Genomic DNA, 21,955 nt, shown 5'->3' with positions numbered 1-21,955 from the left:
GCGAAAAGCTCATTTGTGCCGCAAGTGTACGGCTAACAACGAAAATCAACCATAAAATCAGTATCAGAGAGGAGAAACTATTTTGAACCAGGAACAGACGAATAGAACCGCAAGCAGGACTGTTATATCTGCGGCAGCTACAAGAAGCGTACCCGTGACTGTACGGCACACTTTATCCGCACCGACCTTTTGACGGCGGACGTGCTTTCCAATCTCCGGCAAGTGACGGAATACGCCGCCAGGCATGAGAGCCGCTTTGTAAAGCTGCTCATCCAGCAGAACGAAATCGGCGGCAAGAGAAAGACCGCCGCAGCCACGAAGCAGCTTGAACAGGCCCAGACACGCATTGCCGAAGTGAACCGCATTATCAAGCGGCTGTATGAGGACAATGTAAGCGGCAAAATCAGCGACGAGCGTTTCATGGAGCTGTCGGCGGACTATGAGCAGGAGCAGCGGGAACTGAAAGACCGGGCTGCCGCTTTGCAGGAGGAACTTTCCAAGTCGCAGGCCGCCACCGTCAACGCCGAGAAATTCATGGGGATTGTGAGAAAGCACCTTGCTTTTGAAGAATTGACCCCCACCCTCTTGCGGGAAATGATTGAGAAAATCGTCGTGCATGAGTGCAGCTATGACGAGAACGGCACCCGCAGGCAGGACATTGAGATTTATTACAGCTTTGTCGGCAAGATAGACTTGCCGGAAGCCTAACGCCTGACCTATCCGACACAGCCCTAAGTGCCGGATAGGAACGGCAAAATTTTTTACACTTCTATTACTTCTTTATCGCACATTAGCAGATTCGCAAGGGTTATCAGGCGCTGAAGTAGTTTCGTCGGTTTCGGTCCATCGAAATAGCCCTTTCCGTCAAATAGAGATACGAGCTCCTTGGCGCCTTCCTGGCTGTGACCCACTTCTTTGTAAAACATGATTGAAGTTGGAGCCATTCCATCATATTTGAGCTCTGTTAGGAAACGCTTGATGCAAGGGACGCTGTCGCCGTTTGGGCCAAACCAAATGCGGTTATCCTGGAGTCTCTCGCGAAACGCGTTTCGCGAGAGCCTCCAGCAGCGTCCTGCTGGAGGCTCTACAACACGCCCCGAGGGCGTTGTGATTGGATAGTCGGAATCTGGGCTGTAAGTCTTTACACTGAGGTCGCTTGGCTTCCAAACGCCTCGAGGGTCGTTGTCTGGATTCTTGTAGCGGGCGTTTGCCTCGTCTGTTCTCGGCAGGCGTCCAATCACAAAGCGCTCAATGGATTTGGCGTATACGAGAACATAATCATGGCTATTTGAAACGTATTTGGCGTCATTCTTGGGCGAGTAAGCTCGTTCCCAGATTAGCTGAGAAACGAAATTTGCCTCTCCGAACACCTCGTCACAGAGGATGCGCAAATTGCGGTCTTCGTTATCGTCAATCGAAATGAAAATGACGCCATCGTCGGTTAGGAGCTCTCGAGCCAGTCTCAACCTAGGGTACATCATCGAGCACCAGTCGCTATGGTAGCGGCCACTTGTGTCGGCGTTGGACTGGCCGGCGAGTCCCGCCTGCTCCTTATAGTTATCGACAGAGTTGCCGAAATTGTCCTTGTAGACAAAGTCGTGACCCGTGTTGTAGGGTGGGTCGATGTAGATCATCTTGACCTTGCCGTGGTAGCCGCGCTGTAGGAGCTTCAGCACCTCGAGATTGTCGCCTTCGATATAAATGTTGTCCGAGTCGAAGGACCCATCCTCTCCATCGCGGCTGCGGCTTTTCTCGATACGGGGACGCAAAGTAGCAGTGCTGGACATCTGCGACTGGCGGATGGCATCGGCCTTGCCGGGCCACGTGAACGCATAGCGCTCCAGGCCCTCGTCTACCTCGTCGCCAAGCTCCAGCCGCAGTTTGTCGAAGTCGATTCCGCTCTCGGAGAACACTTCGGGCATCAGCTCCTTGAGCTTATTCAGGCGGTCGTCAATAAGACTCTCCGATTCAAGAGTCATCTTTTCTATCTCGCCCATGAGGTCTCCTCCTAGGAAAGTTGAGATTTGATTAGTTGAACTATGTAGGGCATGGCGGCAATAAAAACGTCGGTGCCCTTGCCGGCAAGCCAGCTCAGGAGTTTGTCAAGCTTGCTGCCCCGTTTGCTTTTATCTTTTGTGTTGAGATCGCCCATCATCCCTTTGAGCAGCGTCTTCTCGTCATCGGAAAGCGTTGTCTCTGGCAATTTGTCAATCTGTTCAAAGGTTGCCTCTAACGTGACCTGTACGTTGCTCGTGGCGGATGCCGTGAGGCTGACGCTAGCGCCCTGCGCTTCGGCGATTTTCAGCTTACGGAGCTCCTCATCACGGAAATGCTTCAGTTTGTCGATACGTAGTTGCGTCTGTTCATCGTTGAAATCATTGCGATTGGAAGACCCATAGGAATAGGAGGCTAGTCCGTCCGTGTAGGAGTCGTAGCCCCTCGCGTTTGCGTAGACGTAGTCGATTGAGTCGTATACGGCTTTGAGCTCGTCGTCTTTCACGCCCTCTTCAAGAGCTTGCTCCAGTCTCCTGATATGCTGCGTTATAGTTGCGCAGAATGCGGCACCGAACGCTTTGTCGTCTGAGTCTTCCCGCTTTAGGCGCAGCTTCTGGAGAATCATCCCTAGGTCGCTTTTCGAGTAGCGAAATGAGCTTGAGGAATTGATATATTTTAAAGCCTCGGGGTTAGTGTAGTCGAGGTCGAAGACCTGCATGATTTCACGGCAGAGCGCATCAACATCCTCATCTGCAGCATCACTCAAAAGGCGCGCCGCTCGCAAAATATACTCATCTAGAACGGCCATTGCAGATCTCCTTTATCTCATCGGCGACCGCCCTCAGGCGTCGCTCCTCTTCCTTCATTTCCATCCTCAGCTTCGCGGACTCGTTGAGCGTTATGTCCTTCGACCGCCGCTGCTCCTTCAGCCGCTTGACGGAGGCTCCCATCTCATCGTAGCGCGACGTGAGGGCGATCAGCTTTTCCCGGTCTCGAGCGGGGCATACGGGGTAGAACCCCAGGCCGCCAATCGCGCGGGACAGCGCTACGGTGCGCGACAGGTCGACCAGGTACTCCCAGAGGTCGCCCTGCGAGAGCCGCCCGAATGCCAGCGCGCCTAGGAAGTCCGCGTATTCTGAACGGCCAGGATCGAACGCGCCCGTCGACTCGACTCGGTCGACGACCGTCGCGCCCTGCTCGGCCTGGCTCCTCCGCGTGAGGGCGACCGATATGCACGCGCAGCCGCCCGCCTCGACCAGGAGCACCGTCGGGTTCGGGAAGCACTTGTGCACGAGCTCCGCCACCTCGGCCACCGCCATGGTCCCGGCTGTCATCTCGCAACGGAGGAAGACGACGCTCTGCACGTTGCGCTCGTCGTCCTCGTACGGCGGGATGCGCGTCGTGGACTTCTGGACCGTGGCGAAGTGCTCGAGGCGCGCGACCTTGTCGAGCCTCTTCTGCTCGGTCTTGGTGAGCATGGCCTGCTTGACGAGCACCGTCTTGGGAATGCGGCGGCATCCCGCGAGCGCCGCTTCGGGCAGGCGCAGGATTCCGTTCCAGTCGATGCCGCTCATCGCAGCACCGCGAAACATACCAACGAGTAGTCGTTGAAGCCCATGACGGTGCCGCTGCCGACCTCTCCCAGGCTGAACAGGCTCTCGATGCCTTTGTCCTGCTGCGTTCCGGTGATGGCCGCAACGACATCGTCAAGCAGGTCGGTGTAGGCGTCCATCCTCGTCCCGTCGCGGGTCTCGCGGTTGAACTCGCGGCACAGCTTAGCGATGGGCTCGGGATGCCCAGAGCAGACGGCGCGCATGATGTCGAGCGCCGGCTTGGGCTGGGTGTGCTTCGTCATGACCTCGCCGTCGGCCGACACGTACACCACGTAGTACGGGAAGACAGGGTTCGTGTCCCTGGGATCGTTGCCCTCGTCGTTCTGCTTGAGGCAGAAGACCACGCCTGGCTTCACGTCGCTGCGAAGCTCGTCGGGGATGGGGGCCACGGCGTGCAGTCCCGCCGGCGAGTTCTCCAACGCGCCGGGATGCTCCTTGGCGTAGCGCTGGAGCTCCACGCGGAAGTCGTCGAAGGCGAAATCCGTGATCGAGATGCCGCCCGAGATGTCCTCGAGGTCGAGCACCTCGCTCTTGAGCTGCTGGAGCTGCCGGCGACGGTACTTGAGGTCGTTCATCTCTCCATTGCCCTTGGCCTCCAGCACGTTCTCCTCGCCGGTTGCCGACGCGTCGAGCAGCGCCATGCGCCCCTTCACGCGGCCCTCGAGCTGGATGTACTCGTCGAGCGCGATGTCCGGCCAGAAGTTGACCAGCTGGATCTGGGAGTTCTTCGATCCCAGGCGGTCGATGCGGCCGAAGCGCTGGATGATACGCACGGGGTTCCAGTGGATGTCGTAGTTCACCAGGCAGTCGCAGTCCTGCAGGTTCTGGCCCTCGGAGATGCAGTCCGTCGCGAAGACGACGTCGATCTCGCCGAGCTCCCGCTGGCTCTCCGGCAGCTCCTTTGAGACGGGAGAGAACCTCGCGAGGATGTTCTCGAAGGTGGTCCTGGGAAGCTTCAGCGAGTAGGTCCGGTTGGAGCTGCCCGCCACCTCGGCGCACTCGATTCCGAGCTCGCGCTTCAGCCAGGGCGCCAGCTGCTCGAAAAGGTACGCCGTCGTGTCGGCGAACGCGCTGAACACCAGCACCTTGCGGTTGCCGGGGTTGTACGGCTCGCTGACCTTGCCCGCGATGAAGTCGCGCAGCTTCACGAGCTTGGCGTCGCGCTCGGGCGTCACCGCGTCGGCATAGGTTAGCAGGGCCCGGAGCACCTGGATGTCGAAGTCGAGGTCCTGGCCCAGGCGCAGGGCGTCGACGTCTCGCAGGTCGACTCGCACCTTGCCGCCGGCCTCGAACTCCTCGGCATCGTCGTCGTCGAACCCGTCCTCGAGGCCCTCGGTGCCGTAGGCGACCCCCGACGCGTCGGCGTCGAGCCTCGCGCGCAGGTCGACGCAGCCGTCGAGGATTCGTCGCAGCGTGATGCGGAAGCTGTTCACGGAGGACTCCATGCGCTTGAGGACGTTGACGCGCATGAGGTTGGCCACCGCCGTCGTGCGGTGGACCTGGCTCTCGAAGTCCTTGCCCCACGTGTCCCCGTAGCGGTCCTCGTACTTGCGGCGCTGGTCGGCGCGCACGTAGGAGAGCACCTGGTACTGGGCGAACGTGAGCTGGGCGATCATGTCGTTGAGCACGGCAATCGGCGGCAGCTCGCCTTCTAGGTCAATGGGCGTCTGAAACGACAGGGGCGGCCGGCGCGCCGGGAAGGTACCGCTCGCGGCGCCGTAGTACTTCGTGATGTGCTTGCGGCTGCGCGCGATGGTCAGCACGTCGAGCAGCTTGAAGTAGTCGGCGTTCACCGCGTTCACGAAGCTCTCGGTCGTGCGCTCGGAGTCGGAGAGCTTGCTCCACTCGTTGAACCTCTGCTGGGCGACGCGCGTCACGTGGGTGATCGACGGGATGCCATCGGTATCGGCGAGGTACGCGTCGTCTCCCTCGGTGATGAGCTCGATCTGGTTTCGCAGGTCGAGCAGGCGGTTGTTCACCGGGGTGGCAGAGAGCATGAGCACCTTCGTGCGCTGGCCCGACTTGATGACGTCCTCGATGAGGCGCGTGTAGCGGTCGGTCTTGTCCGCGTCGGTGCTCTTGTTCCTGAAGTTGTGGCTCTCGTCGATGACGAGGAGGTCGAAGTGGCCCCAGCGCAGGTGCTCGAGGTCCACCTCGCCGCTCATGCCGTGGTAGCGCGACAGGTCGGTGTGGTTGAGCACCGTGTAGCTGAAGCGGTCGTCGGCCAGCGGGTTGCGGTCGTCGTTGTCCTGCGTCCACAGGGTCCAGTTGTCCCGCAGGCGCTTCGGGCACAGCACGAGGATGCGGTCGTTGCGCTCCTGGTAGTACTTCATGACGGCGAGCGCCTCGTAGGTCTTGCCCAGGCCCACCGAGTCGGCGATGATGCAGCCCTTGTACTTCTCCAGCTTGCGGATGGCGCCCACGACGGCGTCCTTCTGGAAGTCGTAGAGCTTGCTCCAGACCACGGACTCCTCGAACTTGAGGCCGGGGCGGATGCCGTTGTCCTCGTCGTCCTCCATGAAGTCGCGGAACAGGTGGTACAGGGTCAGGAAATAGATGAACTCGGGCGGGTTCTCGCGGTAGAGCGTCTCGACCTGGGCGGCCACCTGCGCGGTGACCTCCTCGACCATGGCAGGGTTGTCCCAGACCGACTCGAACATCATCTTGAGGCCGACGGCCTCGGTCGCGTTCTCGAAATGGCTCACGCAGGTCACGGTTCCCGGACGGCGCTCGTAGCCGAGGCCCTCCTGCGTGAAGTTCGCGGCGGCGCCCATGAAGGCGTGGTCGTCGCCGGATGGGTTCTCCACCACGTAGGTGCCGCCCGGCTGAATGGCGCCGGACGTCTTGGCGGACTTGAAGACGCCCTTCTCGCGGATCCACTCGGCGCATTCGCGGGCGAGCGCGCGTTGGTTTAGGTTGTTGCGCAGCGTGAGCTCGAGCCCCGAGCCGCCGACGCCGACCTCGCGCGCGCGGCGGGCTACCTCGAACTCGCGCGGCTCCTTCGAGTCGGCCATGCGCTTGATGAAGGTGGGCTCGCTGAACAGGAAGCGCACCTCGTCGACCTTGGAGAGCTCCTCTTTGAGCTCCCCGTAGGCGAACACGGTGAAATACGAGCTGATTATCGACAACTTCGCGCCGTCGTCGATGGATTCGCCGAGGGCGTCTCCCAGGCGCTCCGCGCCGACGTTGCTTAGCGACTTCACGCCTCTATGCCCCCTTTTTCGCGAGCTCTTCGATCATGCAGGTGCGCACGAAGGCGGAGAAGCTCATGCCCCGCAGGGCCGCCTCCTCCTTCGCCGCGTCGCGCAGGGTGTCGGGGATGCGCAGGGTCACGGAGACCTGGTCGCCGTCCACCAGGAAGCTTCTGATCTCGGTCTCGTCGGGATTGCTCTTGATGAGCTCCTTGTAGCTGTCGGGCATCTGCGCTCCCATCGCTCGAAATGCAATACAAATGCGTTTGCAGCATTATAACGCGACGGCACGCGGCGGCACTGGGAATGCGAGGACAGCCGATGTCCAGGCTTTATATGAGCGCGGACGGCGATGGACGCCCTGATCGGGCTTGGATGGCCGCTTTCGTTCGGGTCCTCATCTCTCGTTTTCGCGAGGTTTGGCGTTTGCCCATTCCTCGGCGTAGAGAACCTCGTTCTGAGCCTCCAAGATTCGCGCGGCGTCGCCGATGCGCTCGGCGCACCTCTCACTTATCGACTTCAGGGCCAGAATCCCCTCGACGTCGAGCGGGTCCAGCTGGTCGGCATGCGCCAGGGACTCGAGCAGCTGGTCCAGGCCCCTCGCCAGCCTCCCGGCATCGCACACGGCATCGATGAGCTCGATGCGCTCCAACTTCTCTTCGTGGCTCAACATCAGCTCGCCTCCTTCTCTCAACGGACGTGTCGCGCAGCACCGTAGCCGTTCCATGCGGAGAACCATCTCGCCGCCCGCGGTCCCGTGCGCATATCGGCCGCAAGCGGCACGGGAAAGCCGTCCGTCCCGACTCATGCCGCGGCGCCGCGACTCGGGAACCCGCCTCCGTCCCCGCCACGACGTCGTCGTCAATCCCCGCGGGAGCCCAGCAACCGCCGATGGGCCGCATCCCATGCCCGGAGGGTCTCGGCGCCCACGCCGGATTCCATGCCGCACGCCTGCGCCCCTTTGATCCGAATACCCGCCCCGGCGCTCCTTGGACGCGCAGGGTCGCACGCCGGCAGGCGGCCAGCAAGGGCCGCGACACTTTTTCGGGTTCTTCGCCCCATGCGCTCCGCGCGCGAACAACGCGAAAAACTGCCGTCGGGAGACTTCTATTTCCATGCCCGACTTCGCTTCCTCCCTTGCAGGCACGCCCGCGCTGCATGCGACTCACGCGGCGCAAGGCACGCCACAGGGGCGGGCCTCAGAGTCTAAGGAGCAAGACATGAACGACATGAAGGAAAAGGCGATGGGCGCGGTCAAGGCCTTCCTCGAGCGCAAGGGCTACGAGATCGTCGACGAGGCCTGGCAGGGACCCGAGGGCATCGGCGGGATCGACCTCGTGGCGGTGGACGAGGACGGGACCCTGGTCTTCGTCGACGCCACGGTCCGGATCGGGACGGACGGCTTCCCCGAGGCCCACAGGGCGCGCGGGCTGCGCGAGGCGCTGGCGGCGAGGTGGCTCGCCGGCAACGGCGACGACTACGCCGACACCCCGGTCCGCTTCGACGAGGTGGCGATGATGGTCGTCAAGGAGAACCGCGCACTCCTTCGCCACCACATCAACTGCTTCGGCGAGATGGAGCCGCTCTCCTAGGCGGCGCGCCCGGCCCCGGGCTCCCGGGGCCGGGCTTTCCCCCGAAACCGGCCCCTGTACCACGAAAACGTACATATACGTACGTTTTCGTGGTACACTCCGCTTGTCGGACAAATCCGTACGGTTTTGTCCCGACGCTCCGAGACTCGGGGCGCGCCGGACCGGATGCGGCGAGGCGCGCCCCACGCTAGAGAGGACGCGACCCATGCGCACGATAGCCATTTCCAACTACAAGGGCGGCGTCGGCAAGACGACGACCGCCGTCAACCTGGCGGCCATCTTCGCCGCCAGGGGCCTTCGGACCCTGCTCGTCGACCTCGACCCGCAGGCGTCTGCCACCGACTTCTTCGGCCTCTACGACCGCGCCGCCTCCGAGCGCCGCACCTCGGTCGAGCTGCTCTACGGCGGCGCGCCCGTGGAAGAGGTCGCTTACGCCGCCGGGGAGGGCCTCGACGTGGTGGCCTCGACCATCGACCTCGTCGACCAGAACGAGATGCTCCTGCGCGAGCAGCGCCTCAAGTTCGCCCTCGACGACGCCTCGGGCTCCTACGACGTCTGCCTCATCGACTGCAGCCCCGTGATGCGCAGGCTCGCCTTCAACGCCTACCTCGCCGCAACGGAGGGCGGCATGGTCGTCATCCCCGTGAAGCTCGACTCCACCGTGATGCGCGGCACGGCGCTCACCGTGGAGGCGACGCGCTCCATCGCGGACGCTCTGCGCATGCCCACGCCCAGATGGAAGATACTGCGCACCTGCGTGCCCGGCCGCATGACCAACGCCGAGGCCACGGGCGCGGCCGTGCTCGACGGGTTCTTCCCGGGCGAGCAGTTCGAGACGGTCATCCACGCGAGCAGCAAGGTCTGCGAGGGCAGCTGGCAATGGAAGCCGGTGGCGGCCTTCGAGCCGGGGAGCCGCCCCGCACGCGACTACGAAGCTCTCGCCGACGAGGTGTCCCGTGAGCTCGCCTAGCCAGGTGGCCGCGGGCTTCACCATCACGGGGCTTCTCGACGGCGCGTCGCGCACCCGCGGGCGCTACCCGGTGTCCGAGATAGCGGTGGCCGACATCGCCGACCACCCGGCGAACGCCGCCTACTCCATGGACCCAACGGGGATAGCCGAGCTCGCCGAGTCCATACGCGAGGACGGCCTCACCGACCTGCCGCTCGTGCGCAAGGTCGGCGACGGCTCGTGGCAGATGGTCTCCGGGCACCGGCGCAAGGCCGCCTACGCGCTGCTCGCCAAGGACGACCCCGCCTACGAGAAGATGCCCTGCCGCGTGATAGAGGGCATCGACGACGAGCGGGCGGTGACGCTGCTCCACGCCGCGAACTACTTCACCCGCGCGCTCACCGTGACCGAGCGCGCCGCAGCGACCGAGGCGCTCAGGGGCGACGCCGTGCGCCTGCGCTCCGAGGACCCGTCGCTTTCCGGCATGCGCGTCGACGACGTGAAGGCCGCCATCATCGAGCGGCAGACGGGCCGCAAGGTCTCCGGCAAGACCATCGCGCGCGAGGAGAGGCTTGCCCGCCGCATCGCCGAGGACCTCTCGCCCGAGTGGGCCGCCGAGGCCGACCGCGGCAACCTCAGCGCCGAGGCGGTGCGCACGCTCGCGGGCATGCCGAAGGAGCGCCAGGCGGAGATGCACGCCGCGATGGAGCCCTGGCGGCGCACCAAGCGCGAGCTCTCCGACTACGTGAGGAGCGAGGGCAAGACGCAGGCAGGCCCCGACGGCCGCATCGCGAAGGCCGCGAGGCTCGTCGCCGACTTCCTGGAGAGCCCGCCCGAGAGCCCGAGCCCGGCCGACCTCTCGCTGCTGCGGGAGATGGCGCTCATGACCGCGCCCTACACGGATGCGGGCACCGATGCCCGAAAGCGCCGCAGAAGGGCCTCAGGCCCGAAATCCAGCAAGTAGCCTATGGCGTCCGACATCGCGTCGGGCGTCCATAGCACTTGGGGACCGGGCGGCCTCGGACCCGTCATGCCGCGGGCCGTTCGGGAGCCCGCTTTCGCGAGGCCCGGTCCCAGAGGCGGCGCCCGAGCCGGGCCGCCGCCTGCGGGGGATCCCCCGCACCCCTAGAGAGACGCGCCCGCCGCGCGGCGGGCCCGAGGAAAGGAATCCGCCATGGAAGAGGAAGCCGGCGCCGCCAAAGGCAAGGAGCGCCGCGTCACGTTCCGCATGGAGGGAGGCGACTACGACGCGCTCTGCGAGCGGTGCGAGCGTGCCGGCCTCAGCAAGTCGGAGTACCTGCGCTACCTCGTTCGCATACCGCTGTCGACGGAGGCCAACGCGGGAGACGAGCACCGCATACTCGTGGACCGCAGAGCCCTGTGGGCGATGTCGCGAGAGCTCACGAAGTGGGGCTACCACTACAACCAGGCCGTGCACGCGATGAACCTCATCAACTTCCACGCCCGCCACGGGCACGTCGACCGCGACCTCGTCGCGGATAGCATCCCGACGATCGAGCGCGAGCTCGCCGACGTGAACGCCGCGGCCCGAGAGATGGCGGCGGAGCTCGGTCGCATCGGCGCCGACTCGCTCGTGGAGGGCTCGCCATGCCGATCCTGAAGCCGATAAGCGGCCACGGCTCGACGGGCGGCATCCGCCGCTACCTCGAGAAGGGAGGCCGCGCCCTGGCGCGCGACCTGTTCAACCTGAGCTACGACGAGCGCGACGCCGGCGCGCTGGGGGAAGACGCCAAGGAGGCCTGCGCCTGGGACGCCGAGATGGACGCCACGCGCGCCGCGTTCGGCACGGACGCACCCTGGAGGGGCAAGCCCGCGCGCACGTTCAAGCACTTCGTGCTCTCGCCGGACCCCGGCGACGACATCGACCTGGCGACGCTGCGCGAGCTCGCGTGCTCGTGGGCGCTCAGGCACTTCGACGACCACGAGATCGCCATCGTCTACCACGACGACAACGCCCGCGGCATACCGCACGCGCACATCGTCGTGAACAACGCCAACCTCCGCACCGGCTACCGCATGCAGACCCAGCACCCCGAGGACCTCAACCGAGACCTGCAGGACATGGCGCGCGAGCGCGGGCTGTCGGGGCTCTCCAACGACCGGGCGCCCGAATCTCCGTCGAAGGCGCGCGGGCGGGCAGGTGCGGGCGGGCCCAGGAGCCGCAGGAGCGTCTACCTGGGCCGGGCCGAGAAGGAGATCATGCGCTCGGGCGGCTACTCGTGGGTCGGCGACATCCGCGCCCGCGTCGCGCTCGCCAAGACCACGGCGCGCGACGAGGCGGAGTTCTTCGGCATCCTCGACGCCCTGGGCGTGCACGTCGCCGACAACTCGGCCAAGGCGCGGCGGGACGACTGGGTGTTCAGCCTGGCGGAGGAACCGTCCAAGAAGGTAACCGGCGAGCGCCTGGGGTTCGTCTACGGCAAGGAGATGCTGCGCCGGCGCTTCGAGCGCGAAGGCGCCTACCGCCCCACGGACGCGAGCGCCGCGCGGATCCGCGAGGCCGCCGAGCGAGCCCTCGAGCTCAACGACCTCTCGGAGCTGAGCAGGCTCTCCTCGGCGCTCGAGACGTGCGCGAAGTTCGACGTCGAGTCCATCGAGGAGTTCGGGCTCAGGATGGCGACGCTCGAGCGGCGCGGCCAGGCGGGCGGCGAGGGATACCGTCGCCTCGAGGCCGCCCGCGCCTACATGGCCGAGAACGGGCTCATGCCGCTCAAGACCCGCTACGGGGACGGTGAAGGGCGCGACGATGCCAGCGGCAATTCGCGCCAGTGCCACCGAGCGGACGAGCAACAGCGCATCCTCGCCGCCGAGCGGCAGCGGGCCCAGCAGGACCAGCGCAGGGAGAGGGGCCGGAGATGATGGTGAGGATAGAGTACGAGGGCGGCAAGACGACGCTGTTCGACACGCTCTCGTTCACGGAGGGGTCGCCGTTCTCCGGCGCGAACATGCTCACGGAATTCGAGCTCGAGATGCGCGAGGAGCCCGAGAAGGGGCTCTGGCTCACGGCGAACTGGCACCAGGTGCGCGACGACTGGCGCGCCGACGCGCCCGGGGACGGCATCCCGGCGGCGCGCAGGTCCCGCGGGTGGCGCTTCATGCTGGCCTCGGAGGCCGAGCTCGGGCGAGCCCGCCGCGTTCTGCTCGACGGCGACGAGGCGTTCGCCCGGGTGCGGGGCTATCTATGTGATGCCACTGCGATTTGCGCTTGCTACCGCGAGCACGTGGGCCCTCCCTCAAAACCGCTGAAGTCGCAGATAAGGGACCTGCAGCGCGCGCTGGGGAGGGCGGAGGTCCCGGGCGTGCCCGACGAGCTGGCGAGGCTGCTCGCGGAAGAGAAGGAAGAGGGCGCCGAGGAGGGCGCGCGCAAGGTCAAGGAAGATTGGGGTGACGTCGATGAAGAGGCTTGGTAGGTTCCTCATGGCGGCGCTTAAGGTCACGCTGGGCTTTTTCGTCTGGCTGTTCCGCGCCGTGTTCAAGTGGGTGATGTGAGAATGAAGACGCCTGGTGCCTAGAGTAGTCCCTTGGCTCGCTCGTCGTAGATTTTATTGAGCTCCGACTGCACATACTCCTCTTTGAGCTTGGCGACGAAGCGAGCATCCGAGAACAGTCGGTAGACGAGCACCGCCGCGCCTCCGAGGTCGAGGCACTTGGGGTTCTTCGTGATCGATGCCTGCACGACGCTGCTCGAGGTCGCGATGGTGTCGGAGATGAGGATGATTTTCTTAGTGCGCGCCTGGTACGTCTCGGTGCTGTAGTCCAACCCGTCGTTCTTGAATATCAGCGAGCAGCCGTGAAGTGCCGCTATCAGCCAGTTGATGAGCACCGTCATGCCTGCCTGCATGCCGACTTTCAATACGTCGCCGGTGCTGACGTATTTGGTAAGGGCCTCGGTGTGAGCCTTGTCGAGAACGAGGTTGGCGAACGGGACCTGTATCCCGCACGGCGTATAGAGGTCCGTGCCGATGTGGATCAGCTGCTTGATCAGGGCTGCTGCAGCGGCATCCGGCTCGCTCACGACGCGCCTTCCCGCCGCGACCAGCATCTCCACGGTCCCGGCGGGCGCCCCGATCAGCGGGTTCTTCCCGAAAGCGTCGTAGGAGACCGAGTAGGTCGCGGGGATCCGCGCGCCGATTCCGAAGACGTTGGCGTCCTTAACGCAGGTGATGCTGTTGGTCATGATGTTCGAGGTTCCGAACACGAGGCCGAGCACCGGGTCGTGGCCGAGGGTCGCGAACCGGTGGTTCGCCCCCTTGAATATCTTGAGGTTTTCGGCCTCGTAGCGTGTCGCGTCGTACGGCACGCCTCGCGAGGAGAGGATGTGGCTCTTGGAGGCGAACAGGCGGCCCGATTCCGCCGGAGCCCCATCGTCGAAGCCGGAGAAAACGCGGTCCTGGAAGCTGTGCAGGGCGTCTTCCTTGGCGTTGCCCGCTCCCGCCCGCTCGACCTCCGTCAGGGAGTTGATGACGAGCACGCGGGCGACCTGAAGCATGGTCGCGGCGACGACGAAGGCCGCGTCGGCATCCTGCAGCCTCGTCCGCTCCTTGAACTCACGGTCGATGCGCTCGAGGTTCTCGCCGTACTCGCGAACGGATTTCTCGACTGCCTGCTCGGCCCAGTTCTCGTCAACCGCCACGCATGCCGCCCTCGCGGCCATGTAGTCAGCGAAGAGCCTGCAAGCGTGCTCCTCTTCCTCTGTCACCTGACCGTCCGCCGATGCGGCGACTTGCAGTTGCTCAGCGATGGAACCCAGCGACACGATGCTCACGTTGTCCAGGCACTCCTTGACCCGGTCGAAGGATAAGACCTCGTCGTCCGCGATTGCCTGCACCTTCGTCTTCACGTCGTCCGGAAGGCCGCCGTCCAGCTTGAGGTAGTCGAGGCCGTCCTCGAGCCACTCCTGCTCCTCTTGGGAGAAATCGCCGTCGCAGCGCATCAGGAAGCAGAGCGTCGCCACGTAGGCGTAGATGAAGTTGTACCGCTTCTGGCCCGCAAGGTAGGCGCCCTGCTTGATGCCGTCACGGAACCCCTTGATGCGCGCCTTGCGGAGGCGCGCGGAGAACGAGTTCTCCTTGATGGCGTTGATGCCGCCTTCGACGGTCGACGCCGCGCCAGATGCAAGGGACGACGCTCCCTGGGCCAAGCCCATTGCGGCGCCGACGGCGATTCCGCCCACCGCGTTCGCAGCCCCTGCGATCGCTTTGCCCGCATCGGACGACGCGATCTGCTCGCCGACGCTCGACACGCCTTCCGCAGCCGAGCACATGGCGCTTCCGACAGCTTCGGATGCCGAGGCGGCCGTATCGACGATGGCGTTCCCCGCGCCCTCGGCCGCATTCGCGACGCCTTTGGCGGCGGACTCGACGGTCGCCGATGCGCCTTTTGCCATCTCTCCTGCGGCATGGGCAGCTTGGGACAGAGCTTCCCCGAGATCGAATTTGAGCGCCATTCTGCATCTCCTGACGTAAACGAACCTTGTGTAAGGCGCCCATGCACAACCGATGCGATACAGCACACGCACGACGCGTCTCACGTGCTCTTCATTATCCCACCATGTTCAAGCCCCTCGTCCGACCATCGGAGCGAGGGGCTTGATCGAGCTGTTTAGTTGCGACTTCGATTTTCGAAAACTAGTCTCGGTCGTCGTCGCCGGCTGCGCAACAGGCGTAGGCCGTGAGCGTGAGGAGCCCCATGAGGAGCCCTATTCCGAAGGGCGCGAATCCCATCCTTCCACCTCCTTCGCGTAGACGACGGTGCGCGAGTTGCTCGTCTGGTAGCTGCACGTCACGAAGGCCCAGGCCTGCGCGATGTCCGCCGGCTCTTCCAGGACGACCTCGCACCGGGACAATTTGTCCCCGAGGTAGGCGGCGAGCTCCGCCGCGTCGGCGAAGTCGGTCCGCTTGCCCTCCGAGCTCGCGTCGACCACGTCGGCCGCGAAGACCTTGAGCTCGATCGCCTTCTCGCGGGTGTAGATCCGGATGGTGCGGTGCCCCTCGGCGAAGTCGCGCGACGAGTACTGCGCGAGCGGCGCGAACATGGTGCCGTCGGACATGTGGTGCCCGTACACGATGACGAGCGGGCTTTCGGCTCCCTGCGCGCAGCCTGCGTCGATGTAGGGAGCGCCCCATGCGGAGCGCTCGCCGTTAGCATCGTGCGTGAGGTAGAAGTCGGGCGATTCCGACCGGCCCTGGACGATCGGGTAGTCGACGGTCGTGCCCGGCACGCGCACCCATGCGACGACGGAGGCGGGAAGGACGTCCCAGTCGATTCCGCCTCCCGTCTCTTGAGCCTCCATTTCCGCGTCCTCTTCCGCAGCGGGCACCTCGTGCACCACGTATGGGTTCCTCTCGGGCTGCGGCAAGACGGCGAGCGCCGCCAGCGCCAGCAACGCCACGGCGACGGCGAGCGCCGTGGCGGCTTTCCCTTTGTCCATGTCCTCCCCCGTTCGCAGGGGAGGCCCCGGGCGAGCGCCCAGGGCCTCCGGTTCGGTATCGATGCGCTGCCGCTACTCTTCCGGCTTTTCGGCCGCCTCGTCCTTGCTCGCGGCCGCCTTGCGCTTGCGATACGCAAGCACTCCGCCCGTACCCGCCGCAGCTGCCAGAGCGATGCCCGCGGCCACGGCGTAGCCGGTGCCGTCGGGGGCGTCGGCCCCGGTCTTGGCGTAGGGCTCCTCGGGGACCTCGGGCGTGTCGGGGTTGTCCACGACGACGCTCTGCTCGGCGGAGTCGATGTCCTCGTGGGCCGCAACGACGTTGCCGGCGGAGTCCAGGACCTTCTCGAAGACGACGAGCTCGTCTCCCTCGGCCAGGCCCTCGGTGTCGAACTCGAAGGTCACCTCGACGGTGCCGGAGGGCGCCTCGGGCTCGAAGGGCGTGCGCGCGGTCACCTCGTTGCCGTCCTTGTCGAGGAACGGCTCTCCGGTGCCCTTGTCCATGAGCGTGCCCACGGCGATGTAGGTCTCGCCGGGGACGAGGCCCTTGTAGGCCACCGTGTCGATGACCTTGGCCTTGCCGGCCTCGATGACCTGGTCGCCGTCGGCGGCGTCGGCCGCCTGCGTGCCCACCTCGACGGCGACGTGGACTGTCTGGCCCTCGTCGGAGAGGTCCGCGTGCGACGCCACCTCGGCTCCCTCCTTGCGTAGGCTCTCGAACACGACCAGGTCGCGGCCGCCGAGCAGGCTCGCGTCGAAGGAAATCTCGACGTCCCGGCTGCCCGTCGAGAGCGCGGGGGCGAACTCGGCCTTGGCCTCCACGGGCACGCCCGAGGCGTCGGCCACGGGCTCGCCGGTCGCCTTGTCGACGAGAGTGGCCGAGAGCTCGTACTCCTCGCCGGCCTTCAGGCCCTCGTAGGCGACGGCGTCGACGACCTTGGCCTCGGCGTCGGCCGAGACGTCCTTGTCGCCGTCCGCCCCGTCCTTTGCCGTGGTGGAGATGCGCGGGCCCTCCTGGTCGTCGAGGCCCATCCACACGGCCTTCGCGACCGTCGAGTCGCGATCGATCCAGAAGCTCCTCGTGATGAGCTCGAGGCCCTCGTTGGCATCGCAGCGCAGCTCGGTCATGGTGTAGGCGCCGTACGGCAGGGCCGCCAGCGAGTCGTCGACCGGCGCCGAGGAGCCGTCCTCGCCGAGCGAGAACCAGATGCCGGCCTTCGGGTCCATGTCGGCGACAGCAATCGGGCCCTCATGGCCGAGCAGGGCGTCGTTGGCGTTGGTGTCCCTCGAGTGCCTGTTCCAGCTGCTCGCGGTCGACGCGTCGCCGTTGCGGTCCGTGACCAGCACGTGAGTCTCGCCGGTGGCCGCGTTCTCGATGGCGAACGGGACCATGAGGCCGGCGTTGTCGGACTCGCTCTTCTTGGAGAGCTCGAGGTCGTTGCGCACCACCTGGTCGCGGAACTCGAGCGCGGCGCCGTCCGCGGAGGCGCTCACGATCTCGCCGCCGGTGCGGACCTCGAAGGTGCGGGGCTCGCCGTCGGTCAGCAGGTAGCCCCCGTTCGTCGCCGTCTCCCGCACGTCGTAGGTTCCGTACGGCAGTGCGTCGGCCGCGGTCTGCGCGGTGTAGGCGCCGGCCTCGTCGTTCCATGCGGTGGTCAGCGTGGCCACGGCTTCGCCCGGCTCGCGCCATTCGCCGTCAACGAGGACCTTGTGCGCCGAGCGGTTCGTGACGGTGAACTCGATCCCGTCGAGGCCGGGGTGCTCGCCAGGCGCCTCCTTGTGGCCGCTGCCCGCGAGCGCCTCGGACGCCTGCAGCTCCTTGTCGGACTTGGTCACCTGCACGCCGCCGCGGAAGACCTCGTCGGTCACGGGGTCGCCCGTGAGGTCGGCCACCTCGCTGGCCTTCACGGTGAACGTGACGGAGGCGTCGCTGGCGTCGTAGCCCTCGGGCGCGCCGGACTCGACGATGCGGTAATTGCCCGCGGGAAGTGCGTCGGCGCCGGTCGCGGCGACGTGCGACCCGTCCTCGGGCGCGGTCTTGATCGTGGCGCATACCTCGCCGTCGGCGTAGTACTTGCCGCCGACCAGCACGTAGCGGCCGGTCTCGTTAACGACGGAGAAGCTCGCGCCGTCGAGCGAGGCGTCGCCCTGGGGCTCCGCGCCCGCCTCGGAGTCCGTTTTGACGACCTTGACTCCGCCCGTGGACCAGCTGAAGCTCACGAGCGTCTGGGAGCCGCCGCCGGTCCTGACGCAGAACGCCTCGAACCCGGCGGATACCTTGCCGGCGCCCGCCTTCATCTTGGCGAAGGTCCCGCCGATCAGCTCGGACTTCGCCCAGGAGGCGAACTCGGCGCTCGTGCCGTGCGTGGCAGCCGACTCGGACCCAGAGTAGGCGTAGGCGATGAGCACATGGCTCGCCGCGGCGTACTTCGCGTCGTCCCAGCCGCCGCCGTCGTACCAGCTGCCCGGGAACATCGACGCGTCGAAGCCGGGAGAGCCGAACGAGTACCAGATCGCCGCTGTCACGTCGCCGCTCGACACGGGGCTCGTCGAGTAGGAGCCCGGCGCGGGCGTCGGGGACGAGGGCTCGGCGCAGTAGGCGATGTTCCCGTCGGCGCTCATCCACGTGGTGGCGAAGCCGCCGTAGGGGATCTTGCCGCCGATGGACACGTCTACCGTGCTCGGCGCGGCGTAGGCGGGCGAGGCCGCCACGGAGGCGAGCAGCGCCCCCGCCGCCAGGATGAGCGCCATGGCGCATCGGAGGAGCTTTTCCTGCAGGGTGCAGTCTTTCGCTGCGTTCATCTTTCCGCCTCCCTATCTCTCGACGCTTCGCTGTGCGCGGGGCGCCTCGTGCTCGGCGGCGCGGCTCGCCTGGCGGGCGTGCTCGGCGCGCTCCGCGAGGTAGCGCGAGCGCCCTGCGTCAACGGCCTCCTTGAGCTGCGCCGGCATGACCTTCACGGTGTCCTTGACCGCGCGGCCGCCCTCGTCGAGCTCGGGCTGGCCGTCCGGGCCCATCACCGTCTTCCTCAGCCACACCTCGCGGTTCGCGAGCAGCGGTATGTCCCGGAAGTCGGCCCCCTTGAAGCGGCTCTCGTTAACGAACATGGGGCTGAACTCGTAGCCTCCCACGTCCACGCCGTCGACGACGGTGCCCTTGGGAAGGGTCGCCGAGTTGAAGGTCCTGGCCTCGCCGGTCGCGCGGTCGGTGTACTCGATGCCCTCGCGCACGAAGCTCTTGTGCAGCGAGAGGTACACGTTCTTCCTCTCTTCCATGTCTTTCCTCCTTTTCGTTTTCAATCGGTCCTTGTCTTCATCCGCCGGGACGCGTGCCCCGGCGCGGCGCCCCTATCTCATGGCGACCGCCCCCTTCCTCGCTTTTCCGCTAGAAGCCGCTCACGATGTCGCGCGCCCAGGAGCCGCTCTTCACGAGGGCCAGGATGAGCAGCACGCACATGGCCAGGTACTGCAGCGCGTAGGTGAGCCCGTTCGCGACCGCGTCGGCCGGGGTGCCCGTCCCGGGGTTCGCCCCGGTGAGCCCGCCGAGCACGAGCGGGAACGATATGAGCAGCACGAGGATGATGACGCCGGCGATGCAGACCGCCCCGAAGCTCTTCAGGTAGCCAAGGCCTATCTGGCGCGTGGCGTCCATGCCGAGGAACGCCAGCGGGATCGGGGCGAACGCGGCCATGATGTAGAGCTGGAGCGCGCGGGCCCAGCAGACCACGAGGGCGACGACGTAGGCCGCCAGCACCACGACCCAGCTGATGAGGCTCACGACGAGCATGGCGATGAGCGACGGGATGTCGTCGTCGGTGGTGACGACGGACACCTCGGGCAGGTCGAGCGCGCCTCCGGCGCCGAAGAGCGCCTCGACTCGGTCGATGGCGAGCCCGCAGACCTCGTAGATCGACGCCATCAGGTCGAAGCTGTTCTGTATGAGGAACAGGAACACGGCGAAGAACACGAGGAGGAAAACGACCTCCTTGACGCCGGGAAGGCTCTGGCTGCCGTCCATGCGCTGGGAGATCTCGATGAGCTTCAGGGTGAAGACCAGGCCGAGCACCCCGCACCCGATCGGCAGGATGGCAACCTGCCACACGCCGCGGGCGACGTCGTGCATGGTCAGGTCGCTCGAGCTCGTGAGCATGTGCGCGAAGTCGGCCGAGAGGATCCCGTTCGCGCCGATCGACCCGAGCACGCCCGTCTGAGCCTTGAACATCCAGTTGCAGCAGTCGCGCAGAAGGCCGCACAGCCAATCGTTGACGTCCCCGGCTATGTCGGCGTATGCCGGCTGCGCGGGGACGAGCAGGAGCGCGCAGAGGGCGAACGCCGCCGCGGCGGAGATGGCGAACGCCCTGCGGCGCTGCGCCTTGAGCGCCCGCACGGCTACATCGCCTCCAGCGAGCCGCCGCGCGAGACCACGGTGACCACCGTCGAGGCGGGGTCGTCGAGCGTGAAGGTCGTCGACGCGACGTTCCCGGCGTAGTCGAGCCACACCTCCTTGTCCCAGGTGGCTCCCGCCGCCTGCGGGGACACCTCCGCCGCCTTCCCGGCGACGGCCTCCTCGATGGCGGCGGCATCCGCGCCCAGCGCCTCGGAGAGGCGGTCGTCGGTGCCGGTCACGGAGAACGCTCCGCCTTGCGCCCTCTGGGGCACGTAGGCCTGCGTCAGGAGGTCGCATGCCAGGGTGCGGGCGTCCCCGCCGCCCGAGACCTGGATGAGCGACAGGCCTCCCGCCTTGTCGCCGGTTCCCTTGACCTCGATGGGCACGCTGAGCACGCCGCCGGCCTCGGAGGGCTCCTCGGCCGAGAAGAACCAGGCGCGCTCGGTGCCGCCCGCGCTCTCCACCATGGCGCCCTCGACGATCCGCAGCGTGGCTGTCGGGTCGTCGGCGCCCGTCCACGCGGTGTTCCAGAGCGCCTCGGCGCCCGAGGCGGCCTTCCCGGTTGCCGCGTCGGCGCCTGCAGCCGCGGGCTGCTCTTGCTCCTGGGGACTATCCTGCGCGCCTTCCTGCGGGGCGATGGCGCAGCGCGCCGCGCCCGCGCCGAGCGCCACGGTGAGCGCGCCTGCCGCGACGGCGGCCATGACCCTTGACTTTCCCTGCATTGGTTTCTCCTATCTCGCGGTGAGCGCGCAGCTGAAGCTGCCGATGCCGCTCGCTATGCGGCACACGTCGCCCGTTCGCGGCTCGTGTATGTACCTGTCGTCGCCGATGTAGATGGCCACGTGGCCCGAGCGGTAGAGGATGTCGCCGGGCTTCGCCTCCGAGAGCGGTATGCGCCTGAGCTCCTCGTACTGGGAACCCGTGTAGTGGCTTATGCGGATGCCCGCCTGCGCGTAGCAGTACTGCGTGAGCCCGCTGCAGTCGAGCGCCTTGCCGGGGGTCGAGCCTCCCCACACGTAGGGCACGCCGAGCTGGCTGTACGCCGCCTCGACGATCGCGTTCCCGTTCGCGGCCGGGTCCTTCAGGTCCTCGACCGTCATGGAGTCGAGCCGGTAGAGGCCCCATTGCGCCATGATCGACTTCAGGGACTCGACGTAGGACGAGTCGGTCGCCCAGCCGGCGTCCTTGAGCCCCTCGGCCATCCTGTCCGAGTCGTGCCTCTCGATCGCCTCCCGGATGAGGGCGTTGCCCGAGTAGCGCTCCGCCTGCAGGAAGACCCTGCTGCGGAAGCGGATGCACTCGGCGTCGCCGGTGAAGCGGATGAAGCTCGCCGTGATCTGGGTGTGCTCGCCGGGCACGTACTCCTCGCTGGTGGCCCAGTTCGCCTTGCCGGCCACCTCGGGGCAGCCCGCGTAGCCCGACCACCACTTCATGCCGAAGAGGTTGTGGTCGCGCTCTGCGAGCTGGCTCATGCGGTCGCCCTGGCCGGACTCCTGGATGATCTGCGCGATGGTGCAGCCCGCCGGGTGCCCGTACTCCTCCTGGCACTCGAGCGCCGCCTCGACCATCTCGTAGGTGATGTAGGGCGGCAGCCCCTCGAGGCCCTGCTTGGAGGCCGCGTCGTCCCAGAAGCCGAACAGCGCGCTCAGCAGCTGCGCGACGGCGAGCGCGCAGGCGACGAAGGCCACGATGCCGGCCACCGCCCCGAGCAGGGCGGGCGCCGCGCCCGAGACCGCGCCCGCGATCGCGGAGGCGGCGCCCTTCGACCCCGCGGCTCGGGCCG

19 protein-coding genes and 1 pseudogene are annotated in these 21,955 nt (G+C 66.1%); 7 read left to right on the top strand and 13 right to left on the bottom strand.

All coding sequences use genetic code 11. From position 1 onward, the window contains the following. Window positions 1-108: 108 nt before the first annotated feature. A pseudogene (locus tag DWZ01_RS10150) lies at window positions 109-708 on the top strand (DUF4368 domain-containing protein); the annotation flags it as partial. A 53-nt stretch (window positions 709-761) separates the two neighbouring features. Here DWZ01_RS10150 and DWZ01_RS10145 read toward each other — a convergent pair. From DWZ01_RS10145 to DWZ01_RS10120, 6 genes are all read right to left on the bottom strand, one after another. Then, window positions 762-1,997, bottom strand: coding sequence for a site-specific DNA-methyltransferase (locus DWZ01_RS10145; protein WP_197702168.1), 1,236 nt, complete (start codon window positions 1,995-1,997; stop codon window positions 762-764). 11 nt (window positions 1,998-2,008) lie between these two features. Then, a complete protein-coding gene (locus DWZ01_RS10140) occupies window positions 2,009-2,803 on the bottom strand; it encodes a hypothetical protein (RefSeq protein ID WP_033499420.1) in 795 nt (264 codons plus the stop codon). Then, entirely contained in the window at window positions 2,787-3,569 is a 783-nt protein-coding gene (locus DWZ01_RS10135; protein WP_033499419.1) for a DUF4391 domain-containing protein, read from the bottom strand. The genes DWZ01_RS10140 and DWZ01_RS10135 overlap by 17 nt, the downstream gene beginning before the upstream one ends. Beyond that, a complete protein-coding gene (locus DWZ01_RS10130; protein ID WP_033499418.1) occupies window positions 3,566-6,811 on the bottom strand; it encodes a helicase-related protein in 3,246 nt (1,081 codons plus the stop codon). Before DWZ01_RS10130 ends, DWZ01_RS10135 begins: the two co-directional genes overlap by 4 nt. Before the next feature lie 4 nt (window positions 6,812-6,815). Then, a complete protein-coding gene (locus DWZ01_RS10125; RefSeq protein WP_227561562.1) occupies window positions 6,816-7,028 on the bottom strand; it encodes a YlcI/YnfO family protein in 213 nt (70 codons plus the stop codon). Window positions 7,029-7,196: 168 nt separating this feature from the next. After that, entirely contained in the window at window positions 7,197-7,472 is a 276-nt protein-coding gene (locus DWZ01_RS10120) for a hypothetical protein (RefSeq protein ID WP_052118776.1), read from the bottom strand. 547 nt (window positions 7,473-8,019) lie between these two features. Here DWZ01_RS10120 and DWZ01_RS10115 point away from each other — a divergent pair. The 6 genes from DWZ01_RS10115 (at window position 8,020) to DWZ01_RS10090 (ending at window position 12,771) form a co-directional block, all read left to right on the top strand. Continuing rightward, complete coding sequence (locus tag DWZ01_RS10115) at window positions 8,020-8,391, top strand: YraN family protein (RefSeq protein ID WP_096227021.1); 372 nt, start codon at window positions 8,020-8,022, stop codon at window positions 8,389-8,391. 205 nt (window positions 8,392-8,596) lie between these two features. Further along, window positions 8,597-9,361: a ParA family protein gene (locus DWZ01_RS10110; protein WP_033499416.1), complete on the top strand. Its 765-nt coding sequence runs from the start codon at window positions 8,597-8,599 to the stop codon at window positions 9,359-9,361. After that, window positions 9,348-10,304, top strand: a complete 957-nt coding sequence (locus DWZ01_RS10105; protein ID WP_096227022.1) for a ParB/RepB/Spo0J family partition protein — start codon at window positions 9,348-9,350, stop codon at window positions 10,302-10,304. The genes DWZ01_RS10110 and DWZ01_RS10105 overlap by 14 nt, the downstream gene beginning before the upstream one ends. A 210-nt stretch (window positions 10,305-10,514) precedes the next feature. Then, window positions 10,515-10,961 (top strand): CopG family transcriptional regulator, encoded by a 447-nt coding sequence (locus DWZ01_RS10100; protein ID WP_015540324.1) that lies wholly within the window; start codon window positions 10,515-10,517, stop codon window positions 10,959-10,961. Beyond that, complete coding sequence (locus DWZ01_RS10095) at window positions 10,949-12,220, top strand: relaxase/mobilization nuclease domain-containing protein (protein WP_096227023.1); 1,272 nt, start codon at window positions 10,949-10,951, stop codon at window positions 12,218-12,220. Before DWZ01_RS10100 ends, DWZ01_RS10095 begins: the two co-directional genes overlap by 13 nt. Continuing rightward, entirely contained in the window at window positions 12,217-12,771 is a 555-nt protein-coding gene (locus tag DWZ01_RS10090) for a hypothetical protein (RefSeq protein ID WP_117848910.1), read from the top strand. The genes DWZ01_RS10095 and DWZ01_RS10090 overlap by 4 nt, the downstream gene beginning before the upstream one ends. Window positions 12,772-12,869: 98 nt before the next feature. On the opposite strand, the gene DWZ01_RS10085 is transcribed toward DWZ01_RS10090, so the two are convergent. From DWZ01_RS10085 to DWZ01_RS10055, 7 genes are all read right to left on the bottom strand, one after another. Then, complete coding sequence (locus DWZ01_RS10085) at window positions 12,870-14,891, bottom strand: TerB family tellurite resistance protein (RefSeq protein WP_147332650.1); 2,022 nt, start codon at window positions 14,889-14,891, stop codon at window positions 12,870-12,872. Between the two features lie 168 nt (window positions 14,892-15,059). Further along, window positions 15,060-15,791, bottom strand: coding sequence for a class B sortase (locus DWZ01_RS10080; protein WP_117818397.1), 732 nt, complete (start codon window positions 15,789-15,791; stop codon window positions 15,060-15,062). A 72-nt stretch (window positions 15,792-15,863) separates the two neighbouring features. Then, a complete protein-coding gene (locus DWZ01_RS10075) occupies window positions 15,864-18,590 on the bottom strand; it encodes a VaFE repeat-containing surface-anchored protein (protein WP_117818399.1) in 2,727 nt (908 codons plus the stop codon). Window positions 18,591-18,602: 12 nt separating this feature from the next. Further along, window positions 18,603-19,061 carry a hypothetical protein gene (locus DWZ01_RS10070; RefSeq protein ID WP_042433176.1) on the bottom strand — a complete coding sequence of 153 codons (459 nt, stop codon included), beginning with the start codon at window positions 19,059-19,061 and terminating at the stop codon, window positions 18,603-18,605. Between the two features lie 109 nt (window positions 19,062-19,170). Beyond that, window positions 19,171-20,172: a hypothetical protein gene (locus DWZ01_RS10065; protein ID WP_216400469.1), complete on the bottom strand. Its 1,002-nt coding sequence runs from the start codon at window positions 20,170-20,172 to the stop codon at window positions 19,171-19,173. A 2-nt stretch (window positions 20,173-20,174) separates the two neighbouring features. Next, window positions 20,175-20,873, bottom strand: coding sequence for a hypothetical protein (locus DWZ01_RS10840; protein WP_199412431.1), 699 nt, complete (start codon window positions 20,871-20,873; stop codon window positions 20,175-20,177). Between the two features lie 30 nt (window positions 20,874-20,903). Next, on the bottom strand, window positions 20,904-21,955 hold a 1,052-nt coding region (locus DWZ01_RS10055), incomplete at its 5' end, for a glucosaminidase domain-containing protein (RefSeq protein ID WP_199412430.1).

Source organism: Collinsella sp. AF28-5AC, from assembly GCF_003457875.1.
GTDB lineage: Bacteria > Actinomycetota > Coriobacteriia > Coriobacteriales > Coriobacteriaceae > Collinsella.
Note: the sequence above shows the minus strand (reverse complement) of the source record. Positions and strands in the feature narration are given on the sequence as shown.